General features: G+C 69.6%; 17 protein-coding genes. All 17 read left to right on the forward strand.

What is annotated here, in order from left to right; translation table 11 throughout:
• The first annotated feature begins 5 nt into the window (after window positions 1-5).
• The 17 genes from rsmH to lpxC all read left to right on the forward strand — a co-directional run bounded on the left by rsmH (window position 6) and on the right by lpxC (window position 20409).
• Window positions 6-992 carry a 16S rRNA (cytosine(1402)-N(4))-methyltransferase RsmH gene (rsmH, locus tag M2351_RS11705; protein ID WP_264656233.1) on the forward strand — a complete coding sequence of 329 codons (987 nt, stop codon included), beginning with the start codon at window positions 6-8 and terminating at the stop codon, window positions 990-992.
• On the forward strand, window positions 989-1750 hold the full coding sequence (gene ftsL, locus M2351_RS11710; RefSeq protein ID WP_264656234.1) for a cell division protein FtsL: 762 nt from the start codon (window positions 989-991) through the stop codon (window positions 1748-1750). The genes rsmH and ftsL overlap by 4 nt, the downstream gene beginning before the upstream one ends.
• On the forward strand, window positions 1747-3609 hold the full coding sequence (locus tag M2351_RS11715; RefSeq protein WP_264656235.1) for a peptidoglycan D,D-transpeptidase FtsI family protein: 1863 nt from the start codon (window positions 1747-1749) through the stop codon (window positions 3607-3609). Before ftsL ends, M2351_RS11715 begins: the two co-directional genes overlap by 4 nt.
• Window positions 3572-5032, forward strand: coding sequence for a UDP-N-acetylmuramoyl-L-alanyl-D-glutamate--2,6-diaminopimelate ligase (locus M2351_RS11720; RefSeq protein ID WP_264656236.1), 1461 nt, complete (start codon window positions 3572-3574; stop codon window positions 5030-5032). Before M2351_RS11715 ends, M2351_RS11720 begins: the two co-directional genes overlap by 38 nt.
• Window positions 5029-6504: a UDP-N-acetylmuramoylalanyl-D-glutamyl-2,6-diaminopimelate--D-alanyl-D-alanine ligase gene (locus M2351_RS11725; protein ID WP_264656237.1), complete on the forward strand. Its 1476-nt coding sequence runs from the start codon at window positions 5029-5031 to the stop codon at window positions 6502-6504. The genes M2351_RS11720 and M2351_RS11725 overlap by 4 nt, the downstream gene beginning before the upstream one ends.
• 10 nt (window positions 6505-6514) lie before the next feature.
• The gene (mraY, locus tag M2351_RS11730; RefSeq protein WP_264656238.1) at window positions 6515-7600 is read left to right on the forward strand and encodes a phospho-N-acetylmuramoyl-pentapeptide-transferase; all 1086 of its coding nucleotides are present in this window, start codon (window positions 6515-6517) and stop codon (window positions 7598-7600) included.
• Between the two features lie 14 nt (window positions 7601-7614).
• On the forward strand, window positions 7615-9003 hold the full coding sequence (gene murD / locus M2351_RS11735; RefSeq protein ID WP_264656239.1) for a UDP-N-acetylmuramoyl-L-alanine--D-glutamate ligase: 1389 nt from the start codon (window positions 7615-7617) through the stop codon (window positions 9001-9003).
• A gap of 1 nt (window position 9004) precedes the next feature.
• A complete protein-coding gene (gene ftsW / locus M2351_RS11740) occupies window positions 9005-10126 on the forward strand; it encodes a putative lipid II flippase FtsW (protein WP_264656240.1) in 1122 nt (373 codons plus the stop codon).
• Window positions 10127-10134: 8 nt separating this feature from the next.
• Window positions 10135-11295, forward strand: a complete 1161-nt coding sequence (gene murG, locus M2351_RS11745) for an undecaprenyldiphospho-muramoylpentapeptide beta-N-acetylglucosaminyltransferase (protein ID WP_264656241.1) — start codon at window positions 10135-10137, stop codon at window positions 11293-11295.
• The gene (locus tag M2351_RS11750) at window positions 11292-11549 is read left to right on the forward strand and encodes a hypothetical protein (protein ID WP_264656242.1); all 258 of its coding nucleotides are present in this window, start codon (window positions 11292-11294) and stop codon (window positions 11547-11549) included. Before murG ends, M2351_RS11750 begins: the two co-directional genes overlap by 4 nt.
• 6 nt (window positions 11550-11555) lie before the next feature.
• Window positions 11556-12974, forward strand: a complete 1419-nt coding sequence (gene murC, locus M2351_RS11755) for a UDP-N-acetylmuramate--L-alanine ligase (protein ID WP_264656243.1) — start codon at window positions 11556-11558, stop codon at window positions 12972-12974.
• 11 nt (window positions 12975-12985) lie between these two features.
• The gene (gene murB, locus M2351_RS11760; RefSeq protein WP_406567377.1) at window positions 12986-13933 is read left to right on the forward strand and encodes a UDP-N-acetylmuramate dehydrogenase; all 948 of its coding nucleotides are present in this window, start codon (window positions 12986-12988) and stop codon (window positions 13931-13933) included.
• Window positions 13930-14877: a D-alanine--D-alanine ligase gene (locus M2351_RS11765; protein ID WP_264656245.1), complete on the forward strand. Its 948-nt coding sequence runs from the start codon at window positions 13930-13932 to the stop codon at window positions 14875-14877. Before murB ends, M2351_RS11765 begins: the two co-directional genes overlap by 4 nt.
• Window positions 14862-15827: a cell division protein FtsQ/DivIB gene (locus tag M2351_RS11770; protein WP_264656246.1), complete on the forward strand. Its 966-nt coding sequence runs from the start codon at window positions 14862-14864 to the stop codon at window positions 15825-15827. The genes M2351_RS11765 and M2351_RS11770 overlap by 16 nt, the downstream gene beginning before the upstream one ends.
• A 107-nt stretch (window positions 15828-15934) precedes the next feature.
• Complete coding sequence (gene ftsA / locus M2351_RS11775) at window positions 15935-17197, forward strand: cell division protein FtsA (protein ID WP_264656247.1); 1263 nt, start codon at window positions 15935-15937, stop codon at window positions 17195-17197.
• 122 nt (window positions 17198-17319) lie between these two features.
• On the forward strand, window positions 17320-19137 hold the full coding sequence (gene ftsZ / locus M2351_RS11780) for a cell division protein FtsZ (protein WP_264656248.1): 1818 nt from the start codon (window positions 17320-17322) through the stop codon (window positions 19135-19137).
• Between the two features lie 333 nt (window positions 19138-19470).
• Window positions 19471-20409: a UDP-3-O-acyl-N-acetylglucosamine deacetylase gene (gene lpxC / locus M2351_RS11785; protein ID WP_264656249.1), complete on the forward strand. Its 939-nt coding sequence runs from the start codon at window positions 19471-19473 to the stop codon at window positions 20407-20409.
• Window positions 20410-20646: the final 237 nt, after the last annotated feature.

The raw sequence follows: 20646 nt of genomic DNA on the forward strand, positions 1-20646 counted from the left end.
CCGCCATGACCGCCCCCGCCGCGTCCAACGCCCCGCACATCTCCGTCCTCCTGAACGAGGTCGTTGACGCGCTGTCCCCGCGCGACGGCGGCGTCTATGTGGACGGCACCTTCGGCGTCGGCGGCTACAGCCGCGCCCTTCTCGAGTCGGCCGACTGCCGCGTCTGGGGCATCGACCGCGACCCCGCCGCCATCGAACGCGGCCGCCAGCTCGCCCTCGCCTACCCCGGGCGGCTGGAGGTCATCGAAGGCCGCTTCGGCGACATGGACGCCCTGCTCGCCGAGCGCGGAGTCGAGTCGGTGGACGGCGTGGCGCTGGACGTCGGCGTCTCCTCCCCGCAGATCGACGTGCCGGAGCGGGGGTTCTCCTTCCGCTTCGACGGCCCGCTCGACATGCGCATGGGACGGGATGGGCCGACGGCCGCCGACGTGGTCAACACCACCGACCAGGATGAGCTGGCCGACATCATTTACCACTACGGCGAGGAGCGCATGGCCCGTCGCGTGGCCCGCGCCATCGTCGCCGCCCGCAAGGCGGCACCCATTGAGCGCACCCGCCAGTTGGCCGAGATCGTCCGGTCCGTGGTGCCGAAAGGGAAGGGCGACGCCATCGACCCGGCGACCCGCACCTTCCAGGCGCTGCGCATCCACGTGAACGATGAACTGGGCGAGCTGCGCCGCGGCCTGTCCGCCGCCGAATCGCTGCTGAAGCCCGGCGGGCGCCTTGCCGTTGTCTCTTTCCATTCGCTGGAGGATCGGGAAGTAAAGACGTTCCTGAAGGAACGCTCTTCGCCTCCCCCCTCCCCGTCCCGACACGCGCCAAGCCTCGCGGCCGACGCGCGGTCCCCGTCCTTCCGCCTTCTGTCGCGCAAGCCGATCCTGCCGACCGAAGCGGAATCCCACAGCAACCCCCGCGCGCGCTCCGCCCGGCTGCGCGCGGCCGAACGCACCACGGCGCCGGCATTCCCGGCGCCGGGCAAGGAGGCGGCATGAAGGGTAAATCCGCGCTGTTCTGGCTCGGCCTGGCCGCTGCCGCCGGCGGCGTGCTGTTCCAGACCAGCTACGAGGTTCAGGAGCTTGAGGACAAGCTCGGCTCCCTGAACCGTCAGATCATGGACGAGCAGGAAGCGATCCAGATCCTGAAGGCGGAATGGAGCTATCTGAACGACCCGACGCGCCTGGAATCGCTCGCCTCCCAGCATCTTCAGCTGCAGCCGACCGAGGCGCGGCAGTTCGTCGCCATGGACGTGGTGCCGATGCGCCCCGTCCCGCCGCCCGATGCCCCGAAGGCCGGCGACGGCCTGAAGAACGACGGGAAGCGCGACGGCGTCGCCCCGCTGCCGCCCATGGTCCGTCTGGCGCCGTCGGCGCCGGGCACCGCCGTCGCCGCCGGAAGCAATGCAACCAATAATGGTGGCATTATCCCGGCGTCGCTGCCGTCCGGCATGGGCACCCCGGCCAAGCCGGCCCCGATCAAGCCGTCCGCCCTGATCCCCGGCGCGGGCAAGGCCCCTGCCCTGCCCACCGCCAAGGCGGCGCCCGCGTCGGCGCCGACCGTCAAGCAGGTCGACGTCGCCGCACGTCCCATGCCGTCCCAGCCTGTTCAGACGGCGTCCGTCCCGTCGACGGTGAAATCCTTGGCCGTGCCGAAGCCGCCGGCCGCCCAGCCGGCTGCCGTTGCCGCCGCCCCGGCCCCGAAGGCCACCGACAGCATCGGCGTCCTCGTCGCCCGCCTGGGGGCCAATCGATGAACGACCAGCCGCCCGGCTTCGAATCGGCTCCCGGGGGTTCGGCTCCCGGCCTGACGCCCGGGGGCCCGGCCCCCGGCGCCTACGGCGTGCCGCCCCCGGCCTCCAAGCCGCGGACGTCGCTGTCGGTCGCGCTGGAGCGGAGCCGGAACCGGCTGATGGTCACGGCCGCCATGGTGACGCTGGTCTTCACGGCCATCGGCATCAAGCTGGTGGACGCAACCCTGCTGAGCCACGCGTCGGAGCCGCGCCAGCGCATGGCGGCGGAGATCGACGCGCCGCCTGTCAACCGCGCCGACATCGTCGACCGGAACGGCAATCTGTTGGCGACCTCGCTCGCCACGCAGTCGCTCTACGCCGACCCGAAGTTGATCAGCCGGCCGGACGAGGTGGCCAAGAAGCTGTCCGTCGCCCTGCCGGAACTGGACTACAAGGAGTTGTACGGCAAGCTGAGCGGCGAGAAGCGCTTCGTCTGGATCAAGCGCAACCTGACGCCGAAGCAGCAGGCCGCAGTGTTCCGGCTGGGCCTGCCCGGCGTCTATTTCGAGCGCGAGGAGCGCCGCTTCTACCCGGCCTCCAACCTGACCTCGCACATCGTCGGCTTCACCGGCGTGGACAACAACGGCCTTTCGGGGTTGGAGCAGTCCATGAACAAGCGGCTGGTGAACGAGCCGAACAAGCCGCTCCAGCTGTCGATCGACCTGCGCCTGCAGCACATCCTGAAGAAGGAACTGGCGGCGACCATCCAGGAATTCAGCGCCATCGGCGCCACCGGCATCATCTTCGACGTGCGCAACGGCGAGGTGCTGTCGATGGTCTCGCTGCCCGATTTCGATCCGCATGATCCGCCCGCGCTCAACGACAAGGCGGGCCAGGACGCGCTGTTCAACCGGGCGACGCTCGGCGTGTACGAGATGGGCTCGACCTTCAAGATCTTCAACACGGCGATGTCGCTGGACTCGGGCAAGATCAAGGTCACCGACGTCTTCGACACGACGCACAACGTCTCGGTCGGGCGCTTCACGATCCGGGAATACCACCCGTTCCACCACAACCTGAACGTGGCGGAGATCTTCCAGGAGTCGTCCAACCTCGGTTCGCTGCACATGGCGCTGACCGTGGGCGTGGCGGCGCAGAAGGCGTTCCTGACCAAGCTGGGCCTGACCCGCCCGACCGCGCTGGAGCTGCCGGAGAACGGCTGGCCGCTGGTGCCGAACCCGTGGCGCGAGGTCAACACCATGACCATCGCCTTCGGCCACGGCATGTCGGTCAGCCCGATGCATACGGTGACCGCTGCCGCGTCGGCCATCAACGGCGGCGTGCTGCACCCGCCGACCCTGATGAAGCGCGACCCCGTGGCCGAGGTGCCCGGCGAGCAGGTCATCGCGCCGCAGACCTCCGCGATGATGCGCCGGCTGTTCCGCTTCGTGGTCACCGACGGCACGGCCAAGGCGGCCAACGCCAAGGGTTACGTCGTCGGCGGCAAGACCGGCACGGCGGAAAAGCAGAAGGGCCGGCATTACGAGCGCAACTCGCGCATGTCGTCCTTCCTCGGCGCCTTCCCGATGAACGACCCGCGCTACATCGTCTATGTGCTGGTCGACGAGCCGAAGGGCACCAAGCAGACCTACGGTTTCGCGACCGGCGGCTGGGTCGCCGCCCCGGCGGTCGGCCGCGTCGTGAAGCAGATCGGGCCGCTGCTCGGCGTTCCGCCGGTGGACGACGGCTCGCCCGAGGTCATCAACGCCACCTACATCAACGCCGCGGGTCAGACGACCCCGCCTGGACCGCCGCCTCCGCCCGCGCAATCGAAAGGCAGCACCGTTGCTTCTGTCCCGCCTCCTTCCGGAAAGCAGCGCTGACGCGCCTGCCGGATTCTCCTCCATCGAGGTGACCGGGCTGACCGCGGACAGCCGCGCGGTCAGGCCCGGTTTCGTCTTTGCGGCCCTGCCCGGGGCCAAGGTGGACGGGCGCGCCTTCATCGCCGACGCGCTGGCCAAGGGGGCCGTCGCGGTGGTGGCGCCGCATGGGACCGCCCTGCCCGCCGGCAGCGCCGCCGTGCTGGTGGAGGACGCTGAGCCGCGCCGGCTGTTCGCGCTGATGGCCGCCGCCTTCCACGGCCGGCAGCCGGACACGGTGGTGGCGGTGACGGGCACCAACGGCAAGACCTCCACCGTGCAGTTCGCCCGCCAGATCTGGGAGCGGCTGGGCCACCGGGGCGCCAGTCTGGGCACGCTGGGGCTGATCGGGCCGGGGCTGGACAGCTATGGTGGGATGACGACGCCGGACCCGGTGTCGCTGCATCGCGACCTCGCCGCCGTCAAGGACGCGGGCATCGAGCGGCTGGCTATGGAGGCCTCCAGCCACGGGCTGGAGCAGGCGCGGCTGGACGGCGTGGCCCTGAAGGCCGCGGGCTTCACCAACCTGACCCGCGACCACCTGGATTACCACGGCAGCATGGAGGCCTATTTCGAGGCCAAGGCCATGCTGTTCGGCCGGCTGCTGCCGCCGGGCGGGACCGCCGTGCTGAACGCCGACAGCGACGTCTTCGCACAGCTTTCCGAGATTTGTTCACAACGCGGTCACCGCGTCTTCGGGTACGGTCTGGCCGGCCGCGAGATACGGGTGAACGGGGTCGAACCGCTGGCGCACGGCCAGCGCCTCGCCCTCTCCGTCCTCGGCCGCGACACCACCGTGGACCTGCCGCTGGCGGGCCGCTTCCAGGCGTGGAACGTGCTGTGCGCGCTCGGCCTGGTAATCGGCTCGGGAGAAGACCGCGACGCCGCTTTGGACACCCTGGCGAGCCTTGACGGCGTGCCGGGACGCCTGCAGCACGTCGCGACGCACCCCAGCGGCGCCACGGTCTACGTCGACTACGCCCACACGCCCGACGCGCTGGAGACGGTGCTGCGGGCGCTGCGGCCACACGCCGAGCGCCACCTTGTGGCGGTGTTCGGCTGCGGCGGGGACCGCGACCGCGGCAAGCGGCCGGTGATGGGGGAACTGGCCGGCCGCCTGGCCGACCGCGCCATCGTCACCGACGACAACCCGCGCACCGAGGTGCCGGCGGCCATCCGCAAGGAGGTGCTGGCGGGCCACCCGGGCCTGGAGGAGATCGGCGACCGGCGCGAGGCCATCCGCGCCGCCGTCAAGGGCTTGCAGGCCGGTGACGTCCTGGTCATCGCCGGCAAGGGACACGAGCATGGGCAGACCGTCGGCACGGTGGTTCTGCCCTTCGACGACGCGACCGAGGCAAGGGCCGCCGTAGCGGAGGTTGGAGCATGAGCGACGAGAAGGCCGTTCTTTGGACCGCCGAGGATGCCGCCGCCGCCACCAATGGGCAGGCGACCTGCCCCTGGACGGCCACCGGCGTCACCATCGATAGCCGCAAGGTGGAGCCCGGCGACCTGTTCGTCGCGATCAAGGGGCCGAACTTCGACGGCCATGACTTCGTCGCCAAGGCGCTGGAAGCCGGGGCCGCTGCCGCCATGGTCAGCACCGTGCCGCCGGGCGTGCCCGGCGACGCGTCGCTGCTGGCCGTGGAGCAGGACACGCTGGCGGCACTCGCCGACCTCGGCAACGTCGCGCGGCTGCGCAGCAAGGCAAAGGTGATCGGCGTCACCGGTTCGGTCGGCAAGACCGGCACCAAGGAGGCGCTGCGCCACGTCCTGTCGGCGCAGGGCCTGACCTTCGCCACGGAAGGCAGCCTGAACAACCATTGGGGCGTGCCGCTGTCGCTGGCCCGCCTGCCGGCCGACCGCGAGTTCGCCATCTTCGAGCTGGGCATGAACCACGCCGGCGAGATTGGCCCGCTGTCGCGTCAGGTCATGCCGGACGTCTCCATCATCACGACGGTGGAACCCGCGCATCTGGAGTTCTTCAGCTCCGTCGAGGCCATCGCCGACGCGAAGGCCGAGATCTTCGAGGGCATGAACCCCAACGGCGTCGCCGTGCTGAACCGCGACAACCCGCATTTCGGCCGCCTGCTGGCCGCCGCGCGCACCCAGGGCCTCAGCCGCATCTGGAGCTTCGGCACCCACGAGGACGCGGAGGCGCGGCTGCTCGACTGCTCGCTGCACGCCACCTGCAGCGCGGTCACTGCGGTCATCCTGGGCGAGCGCATCCAGTATTGCCTGGCGCTGCCCGGCAAGCATTGGGTGATGAACAGCCTGGCCGTGCTGCTGGCCGTGAAAGCGGTGGGCGGCGACGTCGCCGCGGCGGCGCGGTCGCTGTCCTCCATCCAGCCGGTGAAGGGCCGCGGCACGCGCAAGCGCATCCACGCCGCGCGCGGCGCCCTGACCCTGATCGACGAGAGCTACAACGCCAGTCCGGCGGCCATGGCCGCGACCTTCGAGGTGCTGGGCAAGATCGACCCCGGCGCCGGCGGGCGCCGCATCGCGGTGCTGGGCGACATGCGCGAGCTGGGGGAGCGCGCCGACGCGTTGCACGCCCAACTGGCCGAACCGCTGAAGGCCGCGCATGTGGACGCGGTCTACGCCTGCGGGCGGCACATGCGCGCCCTGTTCGACCGGCTGCCCGCGGCGATGCGCGGCGGCTGGGCGGAGACGAGCGCGGAGCTGGCCCCCATCGTGACGGGCGCCATCAAGGGCGGTGACGTCGTGCTGGTCAAGGGATCGCTGGGCAGCCGCATGGCGGTGGTGGTGGAGGCGCTCTCCGCGCTGGACACCCGACAGAACAAGAATGACAGCACGCCGGAGGCCTCGACGCAGGCCGCGGCGAACGGACAACGAGGCTGACCGGTTCATTATGCTCTACAACCTGCTCTTCCCCCTGGCGGACGTCTTCACGCCGTTCAACCTGTTCCGGTACCTGACCTTCCGGACGGGCGGCGCGGTGCTGACGGCGCTCGTCATCAGCTTCATGTTCTTCCCGCGCCTGATCGCGTGGCTGAAGAGCAAGCAGGGCGAAGGCCAGCCGATCCGCGCGGACGGCCCGGAAAGCCATATGAAGAAGAAAGGCACGCCCACCATGGGCGGCCTGATGATCCTGATCGCCGTGACGATCAGCACGCTGCTGTGGGTCGACCTGACCAACGCCTACACGTGGATCGTGCTGCTGGTCACGATCGGCTATGGCCTGATCGGCTTCGGCGACGACTACCTGAAGCTGACCAAGCGCAACACCAAGGGCCTGTCGGGCCGCTTCCGCCTGACGTGGGAGATCATCATCGGCGTTGCCGCCGCCGCGGCGATCATGTTCGTGTCGAACCCGCCGCTGTCCGGCGGGCTGGCGGTACCCTTCGTGAAGGACTTCCTGATCCAGCTGTCCTGGTTCTTTATCCCGCTGGGCGCTTTCATCATGGTCGGCGCGTCCAACGCGGTGAACCTGACGGACGGGTTGGACGGCCTCGCCATCGTGCCGACGATGATCGCGGCGGCCTGCTTCGGCCTGATCAGCTACCTGACCGGCAACGCGATCTTCGCGAACTACCTGCAGATTCATCATGTGCCCGGCGCGGGCGAGCTTGCCGTTTTCTGCGGGGCTCTGGTCGGTGCGGGCATCGGGTTCCTCTGGTACAACGCGCCCCCCGCCATGGTCTTCATGGGCGACACCGGGTCGTTGGCTCTCGGTGGCGCACTCGGCGCCGTCAGCGTGGTCACCAAGCATGAGATCGTGCTGGCGATCATCGGCGGCCTGTTCGTGTTGGAGACCGTGTCGGTGATCGTCCAGGTCGCCTCCTTCAAGCTGACCGGCAAGCGGGTGTTCCGCATGGCCCCCCTGCACCATCACTTCGAGAAGAAGGGATGGGCGGAATCCACCGTGGTCATCCGCTTCTGGATCATAGCCTCCATCCTGGCCCTGGTCGGGCTGTCCACGCTGAAGCTCCGCTGAGGGTCCGCTTCCCGATGATCAACCTTTTCTACATGGACGGGCTGCCGGTGGCGGTGATGGGGCTGGGCAAGTCCGGCCTCGCCACGGCCGAGGCGCTGGCCCGCAGCGGCGCCGACGTGTGGGTCTGGGACGACAAGGACGCGTCGCGCGAGGCCGCCGCGGCCAAGGGCTACAAGGTCGTGGACCTGATGACGGCGGACCTGTCGGAGCTGACGACCATCGTCTGGTCGCCGGGCATCCCGCACAGCTTCCCCAAGCCCCACCCCGTGGCCGAGCGCGCCCGCGCCGCCGGGATCGAGCTGGTCTGCGACATCGAGCTGCTGGCCCGCGCGGAACGCGACAGCGCCTATCTCGGCATCACCGGGACGAACGGGAAGTCCACGACGACGACCCTGGTCGGCCACGTCATGGAGGCCGCCGGGCGCCGCATCGCAGTGGGCGGCAACCTGGGCACGCCGGTTCTGACCTTCCCCAGCCTGGGCGGTGGCGGCACCTACGTGCTGGAGATGTCGAGTTACCAGCTGGAGCTGACCGTCTCCATCACCTACGACGTGGCGGTCCTGCTGAACATCACGCCGGACCATCTGGACCGGCACGGCGGCATGGACGGCTACATCGCCGCGAAGACGCTGATCTTCCACCGCCAGACCAAGCCGCGCACCGCGGTGATCGGCGTGGACGACGCGCATTGCCGCAAGATTTATGACGACCTCGTCGCCAAGGGTGACCAGATCGTCTGGCCGATATCCGCCGAGGGGGCCGTCGCCGGCGGCGTCTACGCCGCGGACGGCTGGCTGGTCGACGACACGGACGGCAACGCAGAGCGCGTGGCGGAGCTTTCCCGCTTCCCGGCGCTGCTCGGCAAGCACAACTGGCAGAACGCCGCGGCGGCCTATGCGGCCTGCAAGGCGGCGGGCGTGCCAGTCCCGGCCATCGTCGCCGCCATGACCACCTTCCCGGGCCTCGCCCACCGGCAGCAACTGGTGCGGACCATCGACGGCGTGCGCTTCGTCAACGACAGCAAGGCGACCAACGCCGACGCCACCGAGAAGGCGCTGGCGACCTTCGACCCGATCTACTGGATCCTGGGTGGCCAGGCGAAGGAGACGGGGCTCGACGGGCTGGAAGGCCTGATGGGCCGCGTGCGGCACGCCTTCCTGATCGGCGAGGCGTCAGACCGCTTCGCCGCCTGGCTGGAGGCCAACAAGGTTCCGCACACGCGTTGCGGCACGCTGGACGTCGCGGTGAACGTGGCGGCGGAGCTGGCGTTGGCGGAGCGGCTGCCCAAGGCTTGCGTGCTGCTGTCGCCGGCCTGCGCATCCTGGGACCAGTTCGCGAATTTCGAGAAGCGCGGCGAGGCCTTCGCCGCGGCGGTAGAGGCTCTGGAGGGGGAAGCGGCCTGACATGATGACGTTCGACCGTACCGACCAATCCGTCTTCGGCCGCTGGTGGTGGACCGTGGATCGCTGGCAGCTTCTGGCGCTGGCGGTGCTGATGGCGGTCGGCACGGTGCTGATCACCGCGGCCAGCCCGCCGGTGGCCGAGCGCATCGGCATCCAGGACACCTTCTACTTCGTCGAACGCCACCTGATGATGCTGGTCCCCAGCATCGCGCTGATGTGCGCGGTCTCGCTGCTCAGCCCGCGCGGCATCCGGCGCACGGCGCTGGTCGTCTTCCTGATCGCGGTGGCGCTGGTCTACGCGACGCTCGTGGTCGGGGTGGAGATCAAGGGCGCCCGGCGCTGGATCCACATCCCCGGCCTGTCGATCCAGCCGTCGGAGTTCGTGAAGCCCGCCTTCGCGGTGGTCGGCGCTTGGCTGTTCTCGCTGTCGCGCACCAACCCCGGCTTTCCCGGCGCGCTGCTGTCGATCGTTCTGTACGTCTTCACGGTCGCCGGCCTGCTGATGCAGCCGGACCTGGGCATGACGGTGGTCGTGTCGGCGGTGTGGTTCTCGCAGTTCTTCCTGGCTGGCCTGAACGTGTTCCTGGTCGCCATCCTGGGCGCGCTCGGCGGCGTCGGGCTGGTTGGGGCCTATTTCACGCTGCCGCACGTGCACAGCCGCATCAACCGCTTCCTCGACCCCGCCGCCGGCGACAACTACCAGGTCAGCCGCTCGCTGGAGGCCTTCGCCAACGGCGGGCTGCTGGGCACCGGCCCCGGCCAGGGCACGGTCAAGTTCTCCCTGCCGGACAGCCACGCCGACTTCATCTTCGCCGTCGCCGGCGAGGAGATGGGGCTGATCTTCTGCCTTCTGATCATCATCCTGTTCGCCTTCATCGTGCTGCGCGGCTTCGCCCGCGTCTTCAACGACAGCAACTACTTCGTTCTGCTGGCGGCCAGCGGGCTGCTGATCCAGTTCGGGCTGCAGGCCGCGATCAACATGGGCTCCGCCCTGCACCTGATGCCGACCAAGGGCATGACGCTGCCCTTCATCTCCTACGGCGGTTCGTCGCTGATCGCGCTGGGCTTCGGCATGGGCATGGTGCTGGCGCTGACGCGCAAGCGCTTCGGCCCGACGGAGTGACACGCGCCATGGCGAAGCCCCCCGAAAAGCCCGGGTCCGAAAAGCCCATCCTGCTGGCCGCCGGCGGCACCGGCGGGCACTTCTTCCCGGCGGAAGCCCTGGCGCGGGAGCTGCTGGCCCGCGGCCGTAAGGTGGAGCTGGTCACCGACAAGCGCGGCCAAGCCTTCGGCGACAGCCTGCCGGAGGTGCCGGTCCACCGCATCCGCGCCGCCGCCCCCGGCGGCAGTGTGGTCGGCAAGCTGAAGGCGGCCTGGCAGATGGGCCTCGGCCTGCTGTCGGCCAACGCGCTGATGCGCCACCTGGAGCCGGCGGCGGTCGTCGGCTTCGGCGGCTACCCGTCGGTGCCCACGGTCTACGCCGCGGCGCAGGCCCGCGTGCCGGTGCTGCTGCACGAGCAGAACGCCGTGCTCGGCCGCGCCAACCGCATGCTGGTCGCCGCCGCCCGGCGGCTGGCCGTCGCCTTCCCGGAGATTTCCGCGGTCAAGGACGACCACCGGTCCAAGATCTTGCGCACCGGCAACCCGGTCCGCCCGGCCGTCGCCGCCAAGCGCGACGCGGCCTATGAGCCTCCGCTCGCGGGTGGCCCGATCCGCATCCTGGTCATGGGCGGCAGCCAGGGCGCCCGTGTCTTTTCGGAGGTGATCCCGGCGGCGCTCGGCAAGCTCCCCGCGGACATGCGCGCCCGCGTCCATCTGGCGCAGCAGTGCCGGCCGGAGGATCTGGAGGCCGCGCGCGCCGCGTACGCCGGCATGGGCCTCGGCGGGCTGGAGCTGGAGAGCTTCTTCCGCGACGTGCCGGAGCGGTTGGCCGGCTGCCATCTCGCCATCACGCGGGCCGGCGCCTCGACCATCGCGGAGCTGACCTGCATCGGCCGGCCGGCCCTGCTGGTCCCCTACCCGCATGCCATGGATGATCACCAGACCGCCAACGCAAAACAGCTTGCATCGGCCGGTGCTTCGTGGCTCATGCCGCAAACCGATTTCACCGCCGACGCGCTGGCCGCGCGCTTGACCGACCTGCTGGGCTCCCCCGACGTATTGGCGAAGGGTGCGGAGGCCGCGCGGGCCTGGGGCATGGCCGACGCCGCACGCCGGCTGGCCGACGCGGTACTGGACATGATTGGCGCCAACGGAAATACGAACAGCAGCACCAGGGAGGCCGCGGAATGATCAAGGCAACGCGCAGCTCCATCACGCGCCGCCGGGCTTCCAAGCCCCTGCGGGACTGGCCGGCCGCCACGACCCGGACCGAAGGCGCCTGGAGCGACCGCCCCACCTGCCCGCTGCTTCCCCGCGCGGTGGCCGACCACGGCTTCCTGCGCGACCGCCTGCACATCGTCACCGGGGCCCAGCCCCTGCCCATCGGCCTGTCGGATCCGGCCGTGGACGCCACCCTCAGCCTGATGCTCCGCCGCGGAAAGTAAAGTCACATGCGCGCCCTCCCCCTCTCGATCGGCACCATCCATTTCGTCGGCATCGGCGGCATCGGCATGAGCGGCATCGCCGAGGTGCTGAAGAACCTCGGCTATTCCGTCCAGGGCTCCGACCTGTCCGAAAGCGCCAACGTCAAGCGTCTGCGTGAGCTTGGAATCTCGGTTTCCATCGGCCACCGGGCGGAGAACATCGCCGGGGCCGCGGTGGTCGTCGTCTCCTCCGCCGTCAAGCGCGACAACCCCGAGGTCGTCGCCGCCCGCGCCGCCCTGGTCCCGGTCGTCCGCCGCGCGGAGATGCTGGGCGAACTGATGCGCCTGAAGTGGGCCATCGCCATCGGCGGCACCCACGGCAAGACCACGACCACCTCGATGGTCGGCAACATGCTGGAGCACGCCAACCTCGACCCCACGGTCATCAACGGCGGCATCATCAACGCCTACGGCACCAACACGCGGTTGGGCTCCGGCGACTGGATGGTGGTCGAGGCGGACGAGAGCGACGGCACCTTCGTGAAGCTGCCGGCCTGCATCGCGGTCGTCACGAACATGGATCCGGAGCATCTGGACTTCTACGGCACCTTCGACAACGCGCGGGCCGCCTTCGACAGCTTCGTCCAGAACATCCCCTTCTACGGCTTCGCGGCACTCTGCATCGACCATCCGGAGGTGCAGGCGATGATCCCCCGCGTGTCGGACCGCCGCATCATCACCTATGGCTTCAGCCCGCAGGCCGACGTGCGCGCCGTCAACGTGCGGCTCGGCACCGAGGGTGCCGACTATGACGTGGTGATCGACGACCGCCACACCGGCGAGACGCGCACCATCGCCGGCGTGCGCCTGCCGATGTACGGGCCGCACAACGTACAGAACTCGCTGGCCTGCTTCGCGGTGGGCAACGAGATGGGCCTGCCTGACGTCGTGATGCGCGACAGCATGTCCAAGTTCCAGGGCGTGAAGCGCCGCTTCACCAAGACCGGCGTGTCGAACGGCATCACCGTCATCGACGATTACGGCCACCACCCGGTGGAGATCGCCGCGGTGCTGAAGGCCGCGCGCACCGCCGGCACCGGCCGCACCATCGCCGTGGTCCAGCCGCACCGCTACACGCGGCTGGCCGCCCTGTTCGAGGATTTCTGCACCTGCTTCAACGACGCCGACGCGGTGATCGTGGCCGACGTCTACGCCGCCGGTGAGCAGCCGATCGAGAACGTCAACCGCGACGCCCTGGTGGAGGGCCTGCGCATGCACGGCCACCGCCACGTCATGGCGCTGCACGGCGCCGAGGAGCTGCCGCAGTTGGTGCGCGAGGTCGCGCGGCCGGGCGACCTCGTGGTCTGCCTGGGCGCCGGCAACATCACCCAGTGGGCCAACGCGCTGCCGGGCGAGTTGGACAAGCTGGCCGGCGCGGCGAGCTGAGCGCTGGCTGAATGATGGCGGTTGCCGCGATGACGACTCCTCACCTCATTGACCGGATGCCGGCCTGCCGCGGGCGGCTCAGCGCCGACGCAGCCCTGGCGAACGTCACCTGGTTCCGCGTCGGCGGCCCGGCGGAGGTCATGTTCCGCCCGGCCGACGCCGAGGATCTGGCGGACTTCCTGGGCGCGCTGCCGGAGGACGTGCCGGTGACCGTGCTGGGCGTCGCCTCCAACCTGCTGATCCGCGACGGGGGCATTCCCGGCGTGGTGATCCGGCTTGGCCGCGGCTTCACCGACATCGTCGCCGACGGGCTTGACCTGACGGTGGGCGCTGCGGCGCTGGACCTGAACGTCGCCAACGTCGCGCGCGACGCGGGCATTGCCGGGCTGGAGTTCCTGTCGGGCATTCCCGGCACCATCGGCGGCGCCTTGCGCATGAACGGCGGCGCCTATGGGCGCGAGATCAAGGATGCGCTGGTCGAGGCCCGGGGCGTGACCCGGCGCGGCGAGCGCGTGTCCTACGACAACGCGGCCATGGGGTTCACCTACCGCCACGCGGGCGTGCCGGAGGACGTCATCTTCACCGGCGGCATCCTGCGCGGCGAGGCCGGCGAGCCGCTGGAGATCGGGCGGCGCATGGCGGAGATCTCCGACAAGCGCGCCGACACCCAGCCGGTCCGCTCGCGCACCGGCGGTTCCACCTTCAAGAACCCGCCGGGCCACAAGGCGTGGGAGCTGATCGACAAGGCCGGCTGCCGCGGCTTCAGCATCGGCGACGCGCAGGTATCGGAAAAGCACTGCAACTTCCTGATCAACCAGGGCGGCGCCACGGCGGCGCAGCTGGAGGCGCTGGGCGAAGAGGTCCGGCGCCGCGTGTTCGAAACCTCCGGCGTCACGCTGGAGTGGGAAATCAAGCGGGTCGGCGTCCCGGCCGCGCCAGAGGGAGGAGCGTCCGCATGACGACGCACAAGAAGCACGTCGCGGTCCTGATGGGCGGCTGGTCGGCCGAGCGCGAGGTATCGCTGGTCAGCGGCGCCGGCGTCGCCAAGGCGCTGGAGGAGGAAGGCTACACGGTCACCGCGGTGGACGTGCAGCGCGACCTGACCGGGCTGATCCAGGCGCTGAGCAACCCGCGCCCCGACGTCGTCTTCAACGCGCTGCACGGGCGCGGCGGCGAGGACGGCACCATCCAGGGCGTGCTGGAGTTCCTGGGTCTTCCCTACACCCATTCCGGCGTGCGGGCGGCCGCCGTCGCCATGGACAAGGCGATGACCAAGCAGGTGCTGTCCACGGTCGGCGTGCGCTCCCCCAAGGGCATCGTGCTCACCCGCGGCGAGCTGACCGGCGGCGCGCACCCGATGCCCGCCCCCTACATCGTCAAGCCGGTGGACGAAGGTTCCACCGTCGGCGTCACGCTGGTGCGCGAGGGGCAGAACAGCCCGGTCGGCGACGCCTGGACCTTCGGCGAGCGCGCGCTGGTCGAGGAGTTCATCCCCGGCCGCGAGCTGACCGTCGGCGTGATGGGCGGGCTCGACGACGATTGCCGGGCCCTGACGGTCACCGAAATCCGCTTTGAAGCACAGGTGTATGACTATACGGCCAAATACAGCGCCGGTCATGCCGTGCATACTGTGCCCGCGCAGATCCCCGATGACATCGCGGAGGAAGCCAAGAGAATGGCGATCCTCGCGCATAGGACTTTGGGCTGCCGCGGCGTTTCGCGCAGTGATTTTCGTTGGGATGATAGTAAAACGGGAACCGCCGGTTTGTACTTCCTGGAGATCAACAACCAACCCGGCATGACCCCGCTGTCGCTGGTGCCCGAACAGGCCGCGTCGGTCGGGATCTCCTATGGTGCCCTCGTCGCTTGGATGGTGGAGAACGCCGCATGTCAGCTCGACTGAGCATCGATCCGCAGTTCCGCCCGACCTCTGGCATGGCGATGGGCGCCCGGCCGCGCGACGAGATGCCGGTGCCGCCGCGCGCCATGGCGCAGTCGGCACAAAAAGGCAACCGCCGCCGCGCTTGGCCGCGCTGGACGCGCCCCGCCGTCAAGGCGGCGATCCTGCTGACTCCGGTGCTGGTCATGGGCGGCTTCGCCGGTTCCGCCTGGAAGCGCGGCACCTTCGCGGAGACGGCGGCAGCCGTTCAGGACAGCCTGATCGCGGTCAGCGCCTCGGCCGGCTTCGCCATCAGCGACGTGATGGTCGAGGGCCGGACGGAGACGGACAAGAACGCCATCCTGCGCACGCTGGGCGTGCAGCGCGGCGACCCGATCCTGGCCGTCAACCTGGCCGAGGCCAAGGAGAAGCTGGAGAGCCTGCCCTGGGTGTCCGGCGCCGCCGTGGAGCGCCGCCTGCCCGACGTCCTCTACGTCCGCCTGTCGGAGCGCCAGCCGATGGCGATCTGGCAGCATGACCGCAAGTTCACTGTCATCGACCGCGAGGGACGCCCGCTGGCTGACGCGACCGAATTGGCCCGCCGCGGCAACGAGCGAATTGAGACGCTGCCCCAGGTTCTGGGCGCCAACGCGCCGTTCCAGGTGCCGAAGTTGCTGGCCGCGCTCGACAACGTGCCGTCGCTGCGCGACAAGGTGAGCGCCGCCAGCTGGCTGGGCGACCGCCGCTGGGACCTGAAGCTGAGCAACGGCGTCGTCGTGAAGCTGCCCGAGGCCGGGATGCACACAGCACTTCGCCAACTGGCCGAGATGGACAGCACGGGCAAGGTGCTGGACCGCGACATCGTCGCGATCGACCTGCGCCAGCCCGACCGCGCGGTGCTCCAGACCTCCACCACCGCCGTCCTGCCCTGGACGGAGGAGGACAACAAGAAGAAGCCGGGCAAGAAGACGTGATCCGTCCCCACCACCCACAACCCCACCATCATCCGCATCGCCGTTCGCATCTGGGCGAATGACCGGCCACACAATGATCGGACGCACGAGGCCATAGGGTGTCGAAAATGGGCTTGAACGGCGCGAAGAAGGCGAAGCGCCCCACCCGGGGCGGGATGATCGCCGCGCTGGACGTCGGTTCCACCAAGGTGTGCTGCTTCATCGCGCGCGTCGAGGACGCGGGGGCTGTGCGCATCCTGGGCATGGGCCACCAGATCGCGACGGGCGTGCGCGCAGGCTCCATCATCGACATGGAAGCCGCGGAAACCTCCATCGGCGCCGCCGTTCACGCCGCGGAGCAGATGGCCAACGAGACGATCCGCGACGTGATCGTCAACGTGGCGAGCCCGATTTCCCACGGGTTCAGCGCGGAGATCCCGGTCCCCGGCACGGAGGTGACGGAGGCCGACGTGCGCCGCGCGCTGGCCCACGCCCGCACGTTGCAGGTCGGCCCTGACCAGGCGCTGGTCCACGCCATCCCCGTGGGATTCTCGCTGGACGGCAGCCGCGGCATCCGCGACCCCAAGGGCATGTACGGGGAGAAGCTGGGCGTCCAGGCCCACGTCATCACCGCCCCGGCGGGCGCCGTGCGCAACCTCCAGACCTGCGTCGCCCGCTGCCACCTGGACATCGACACGCTGGTCGCCAGCCCCTACGCCTCCGGCCTCGCCTGCCTGGTGGAGGACGAGATGGAGATGGGCTCCGCCTGCATCGACATGGGCGGCGGCACCACCACCATCTCCGTCTTCTTCGAAGGCAAGCTGATGTGGTCGGACTGCATTCGGCTGGGCGGCAACCACGTCACCAACGACATCGCCCGCGGCCTGACCACGCCGGTCGTCCACGCGGAGCGCATGAAGACGCTGCACGGCAGCGCCATGACCAGCCCCGCCGACGAGCGCGAGATGATCGACGTGCCGCAGGTCGGCGAGGAGGACCGGCTGGGGTCCAACAACCTGCCCAAGTCCTACCTGGTGCGCATCATCCAGCCGCGGCTGGAAGAAATCTTCGAGCATGTGCGCTCGCACCTGGAGCATTCCGGCTACGCCAAGCTGGTCGGCCGCCGCGTCGTGCTGACCGGCGGCGCCAGCCAGCTGCCGGGAACGCGCGAGCTGGCGCAGCTCATCCTCGACAAGCAGGTCCGCATCGGGCGCCCGACGCGGATCACCGGTCTGAACGAGGCCAACGGCGGTCCGGCCTACGCCACCGCCGCGGGTCTCCTTCTGCACGCCGTGCGCAACCCGACGGAACTTCCGGTCGCGAGCCATGAGGCTGGCTCCGGTTCGGGGTTCTTCGGGCGCGTCGGCCTGTGGCTGCGGGAGAACCTTTGACGGGTTCCCAAAAAAGGCTCCTGCCGCAGCGCGTCATTCGTGCCTAAAACGCCCCCGGATCCAACCGTGGGCACCCTTGCTCGCCCAAAGCGTGAACCAATCAAAAGGTTGTGGAGGCCAGTATGATCAACGTGACCATCCCCAGCATCGAACCCGAGCTGAAGCCCCGCATCACCGTCTTCGGTGTCGGCGGCGCCGGCGGCAACGCCGTCAACAACATGATCAAGTCGAACCTGGAAGGCGTGGACTTCGTCGTCGGCAACACCGACGCGCAGGCGCTGAAGGGGTCGATGTGCGAGAAGCGTGTCCAGCTCGGCACCACCATGACCCGCGGCCTGGGCGCCGGCTCCAAGCCGGACGTCGGCCGGGCTTCGGCCGAGGAGCAGCTTGAGGAGATCATCGGTCACCTCGAAGGCGCCAACATGGTGTTCATCACCGCCGGCATGGGCGGCGGCACCGGCACGGGCGCTGCCCCGGTCATCGCGCGCGCGGCCCGCGAGCGCGGCATCCTGACCGTCGGCGTGGTGACCAAGCCCTTCCACTTCGAGGGCGCGCACCGCATGCGCCTGGCGGAATCGGGCATCGCCGAGCTGCAGCAGTATGTCGACACGCTGATCATCATCCCGAACCAGAACCTGTTCCGCATCGCCAACGAGAAGACGACCTTCGCGGACGCCTTCAAGATGGCCGACGACGTGCTGCATTCCGGCGTGCGCGGCGTGACCGACCTGATGGTGATGCCCGGCCTGATCAACCTGGACTTCGCCGACATCCGCTCCGTCATGACCGAGATGGGCAAGGCGATGATGGGCACCGGCGAGGCCGGCGGCGACCGCCGCGCCATCGAGGCTGCGGAGGCCGCCATCTCCAACCCGCTGCTGGACGACGTGTCGATGAAGGGTGCCCGCGGCGTCCTGATCAACATCACCGGCGGCTACGACATGACCCTGTTCGAGGTCGACGAGGCTGCGAACCGCGTCCGTGACGAGGTCGACCCCGACGCCAACATCATCTTCGGCTCGACCTTCGACAGCACGCTGGACGGCGTGATGCGCGTGTCGGTCGTCGCTACCGGCATCGACGCCGCCGCGATGGCCAACCCGCGCGGCCTGCACCCGGTCAACCTGTCGCTGGTGTCCGACCGCAACGGCGGCAAGAAGCCGGGTGGCCCCACCGGCCTGACGCAGGCTGCCCCGACGGGGTTGAGCCAGCCGGCGCCGACCGGCCTGACCCAGGCCGCCCCGGTGTCCCCGGCGATTCCGGGGGCCATCCCGGGCACCATCCCGGCCGGCGGCATCCCGCGCGCCATGGGCAACGCCGCCCCGCAGATGAACGCGCAGCCGCAGCACGTCGCCCACCATATGGAGGCCCCGGCCCCGATGGCGGCGCACGCGGTCGAGCCGGCGCTCCAGCACGCTCCGGCCCACCACCAGGATCTCGGCGCCCACGCGATGGAGACCGCGCCGATGCGCACCGCCGCCACCGGCCCGCTGCACAGCGAGCGCCGCGACGGCCACTTCATCGCCCCGAAGCCGGCCGACCCCGGCCCGCGTCAGCCGATGAACGCGCCGGGCATGCCGCAGACGATGCCCCAGGGCATGCCGATGTCCAGCCAGCTGGCCAACGCCGCGCAGGAGCCCGCCCCGGCCCGCAAGCCGAACTTCCTGTTCGGCCTGGTCACCGGGCTGGCCGGCCGCAAGGCCGAGGCCCCGGCCCCGCAGCCGCAGCCGGCTCCGCAGCCGATGATGCAGCAGCCGGTGATGCAGCCGGTCCACCAGCAGCCCGTCCACCAGCAGTCGCCCCAGATGCCGCCGGCCGCCCCGCAGGCGATGGCCCCCGCGCCGCGTCCGCAGGCCATGGGCATGGACGGCGCCCCGCAGCAGAAGATCGACGAGGAAGCGCTGGACATCCCCGCTTTCCTGCGACGTCAGGCCAACTGACGCGCCAAACGAGGCTGGCCCAATTGATCTGAGGGCAACAGCAACCCGCCGGTTGCCGCCGCCTCTTTGAAGCGGTATCGGCGGGTTTATCCACAACCTGTTCGACTTCAACCGCCTCCGGAATTCCTTCGGGATACTCCGGGGGCGGTCTTTTCGCGTCTGCGATCGGCCCTCCGCCGCCCTGCAACAAACGGTAACAAAGAGTGATTTGTCCTCCACAGGGCCGAATGATACCTAGCATATGTGGTCATAAGCGACGGCGGGTCCCCACCGAACGGAACCCGGACGATCGGCCGACGGACCACAGAAGAAAGACCAAGGCGGGAAGAGATCGTGGCTCATAACCGGATCAAGACTGAAGGCATGCTGCAGCGGACGGTGAAGAAGCCGGTGCGCCTCCAGGGCATCGGGCTGCACACGGGCGCTACGGTCACGCTGACGATTTCCCCCGCGGAGCCGAACACCGGCTTCGTCTTCCTGCGCACCGACCTGACCGGCCCCGCGTCGGTGATCCAGGCCCGTTGGGACCATGTGGTCGACACCAAGCTCTGCACGGTGATCGGCAACTCCCACGGCACCACGGTCGGCACCATCGAACACCTGATGTCGGCGCTTGCCGGCTGCGGCGTCGACAACGCCCTGATCGCGCTCGATAACATCGAGGTTCCGATCATGGACGGCAGCGCCGCGCCCTTCGTGGACGCGATCGAGCGCGTCGGCACCGTGTCGCAGAACGCGCCGCGCCACGCCATCCGCATCCTGAAGCCGGTCACCGTGACCGAGGGCGGCAAGAGCGCCACCTTCACGCCGGATGACGTGACCACCTACAGCTTCGAGATCGATTTCGACAGCGCCGCCATCGCCCACCAGGCCCACACGGTGGAACTGGACGCCGAGAGCTTCAAGGACGAGATCAGCCGCGCCCGCACCTTCGGCTTCCTGCACGAGGTGGAGGGGCTGCGCAAGATGGGCCTCGCCCGCGGCGGCTCGCTGGACAATGCGGTGGTCGTCTCCGGCGACACGGTGCTGAACGAAGGCGGCCTGCGCTTCGACGACGAGTTCGTGCGCCACAAGATCCTGGACGCCGTCGGCGACCTGTACCTGGCCGGCGCCCCGATCATCGGCCACTTCCACGGCTGCCGCGCCGGCCACGCGCTGAACAACAAGCTGCTGCGCGCCCTGTTCGCCGACCACAGCGCCTGGTGCTACGAGACCCCGGCCTCCACGGTCCCGGCCAGCTGGCGCGCGGTCAAGCAGCTCGCCGTCGCGTAAGCGTCATCGCGCAACACGAGTCGTCATCGCCGGCTTCGCACCCTGCCCTCCCCTTCCGGGGAGGGCAGTTTCGTTTTGCGCACCCCCCTCCCCTTCCGGACTCGCGTTGCGCGAGTCTCGCGACCACTCCCCTCCCCTTCCGGGGGAGTCGGATGAGGTGTGTCGTGGCGCGATGGGGTGAATTTGTTTGATATTTGAACTGAATCAAACGGTTGTAGAGGTTTGTTCAGTGGGGGT

Origin of the sequence: Azospirillum canadense (genome assembly GCF_025961225.1) — a bacterium.
Taxonomy (GTDB): domain Bacteria; phylum Pseudomonadota; class Alphaproteobacteria; order Azospirillales; family Azospirillaceae; genus Azospirillum; species Azospirillum canadense.

Coding starts and splice junctions, on each gene's coding strand:
- rsmH (WP_264656233.1), top strand. CDS start 6: ATGACCGCCCCCGCCGCGTCCAACGCCCCGCACATCTCCGTCCTCCTG.
- ftsL (WP_264656234.1), top strand. CDS start 989: ATGAAGGGTAAATCCGCGCTGTTCTGGCTCGGCCTGGCCGCTGCCGCC.
- M2351_RS11715 (WP_264656235.1), top strand. CDS start 1,747: ATGAACGACCAGCCGCCCGGCTTCGAATCGGCTCCCGGGGGTTCGGCT.
- M2351_RS11725 (WP_264656237.1), top strand. CDS start 5,029: ATGAGCGACGAGAAGGCCGTTCTTTGGACCGCCGAGGATGCCGCCGCC.
- mraY (WP_264656238.1), top strand. CDS start 6,515: ATGCTCTACAACCTGCTCTTCCCCCTGGCGGACGTCTTCACGCCGTTC.
- murD (WP_264656239.1), top strand. CDS start 7,615: ATGATCAACCTTTTCTACATGGACGGGCTGCCGGTGGCGGTGATGGGG.
- ftsW (WP_264656240.1), top strand. CDS start 9,005: ATGATGACGTTCGACCGTACCGACCAATCCGTCTTCGGCCGCTGGTGG.
- murG (WP_264656241.1), top strand. CDS start 10,135: ATGGCGAAGCCCCCCGAAAAGCCCGGGTCCGAAAAGCCCATCCTGCTG.
- M2351_RS11750 (WP_264656242.1), top strand. CDS start 11,292: ATGATCAAGGCAACGCGCAGCTCCATCACGCGCCGCCGGGCTTCCAAG.
- murC (WP_264656243.1), top strand. CDS start 11,556: ATGCGCGCCCTCCCCCTCTCGATCGGCACCATCCATTTCGTCGGCATC.
- murB (WP_406567377.1), top strand. CDS start 12,986: ATGATGGCGGTTGCCGCGATGACGACTCCTCACCTCATTGACCGGATG.
- M2351_RS11765 (WP_264656245.1), top strand. CDS start 13,930: ATGACGACGCACAAGAAGCACGTCGCGGTCCTGATGGGCGGCTGGTCG.
- M2351_RS11770 (WP_264656246.1), top strand. CDS start 14,862: ATGTCAGCTCGACTGAGCATCGATCCGCAGTTCCGCCCGACCTCTGGC.
- ftsA (WP_264656247.1), top strand. CDS start 15,935: ATGGGCTTGAACGGCGCGAAGAAGGCGAAGCGCCCCACCCGGGGCGGG.
- ftsZ (WP_264656248.1), top strand. CDS start 17,320: ATGATCAACGTGACCATCCCCAGCATCGAACCCGAGCTGAAGCCCCGC.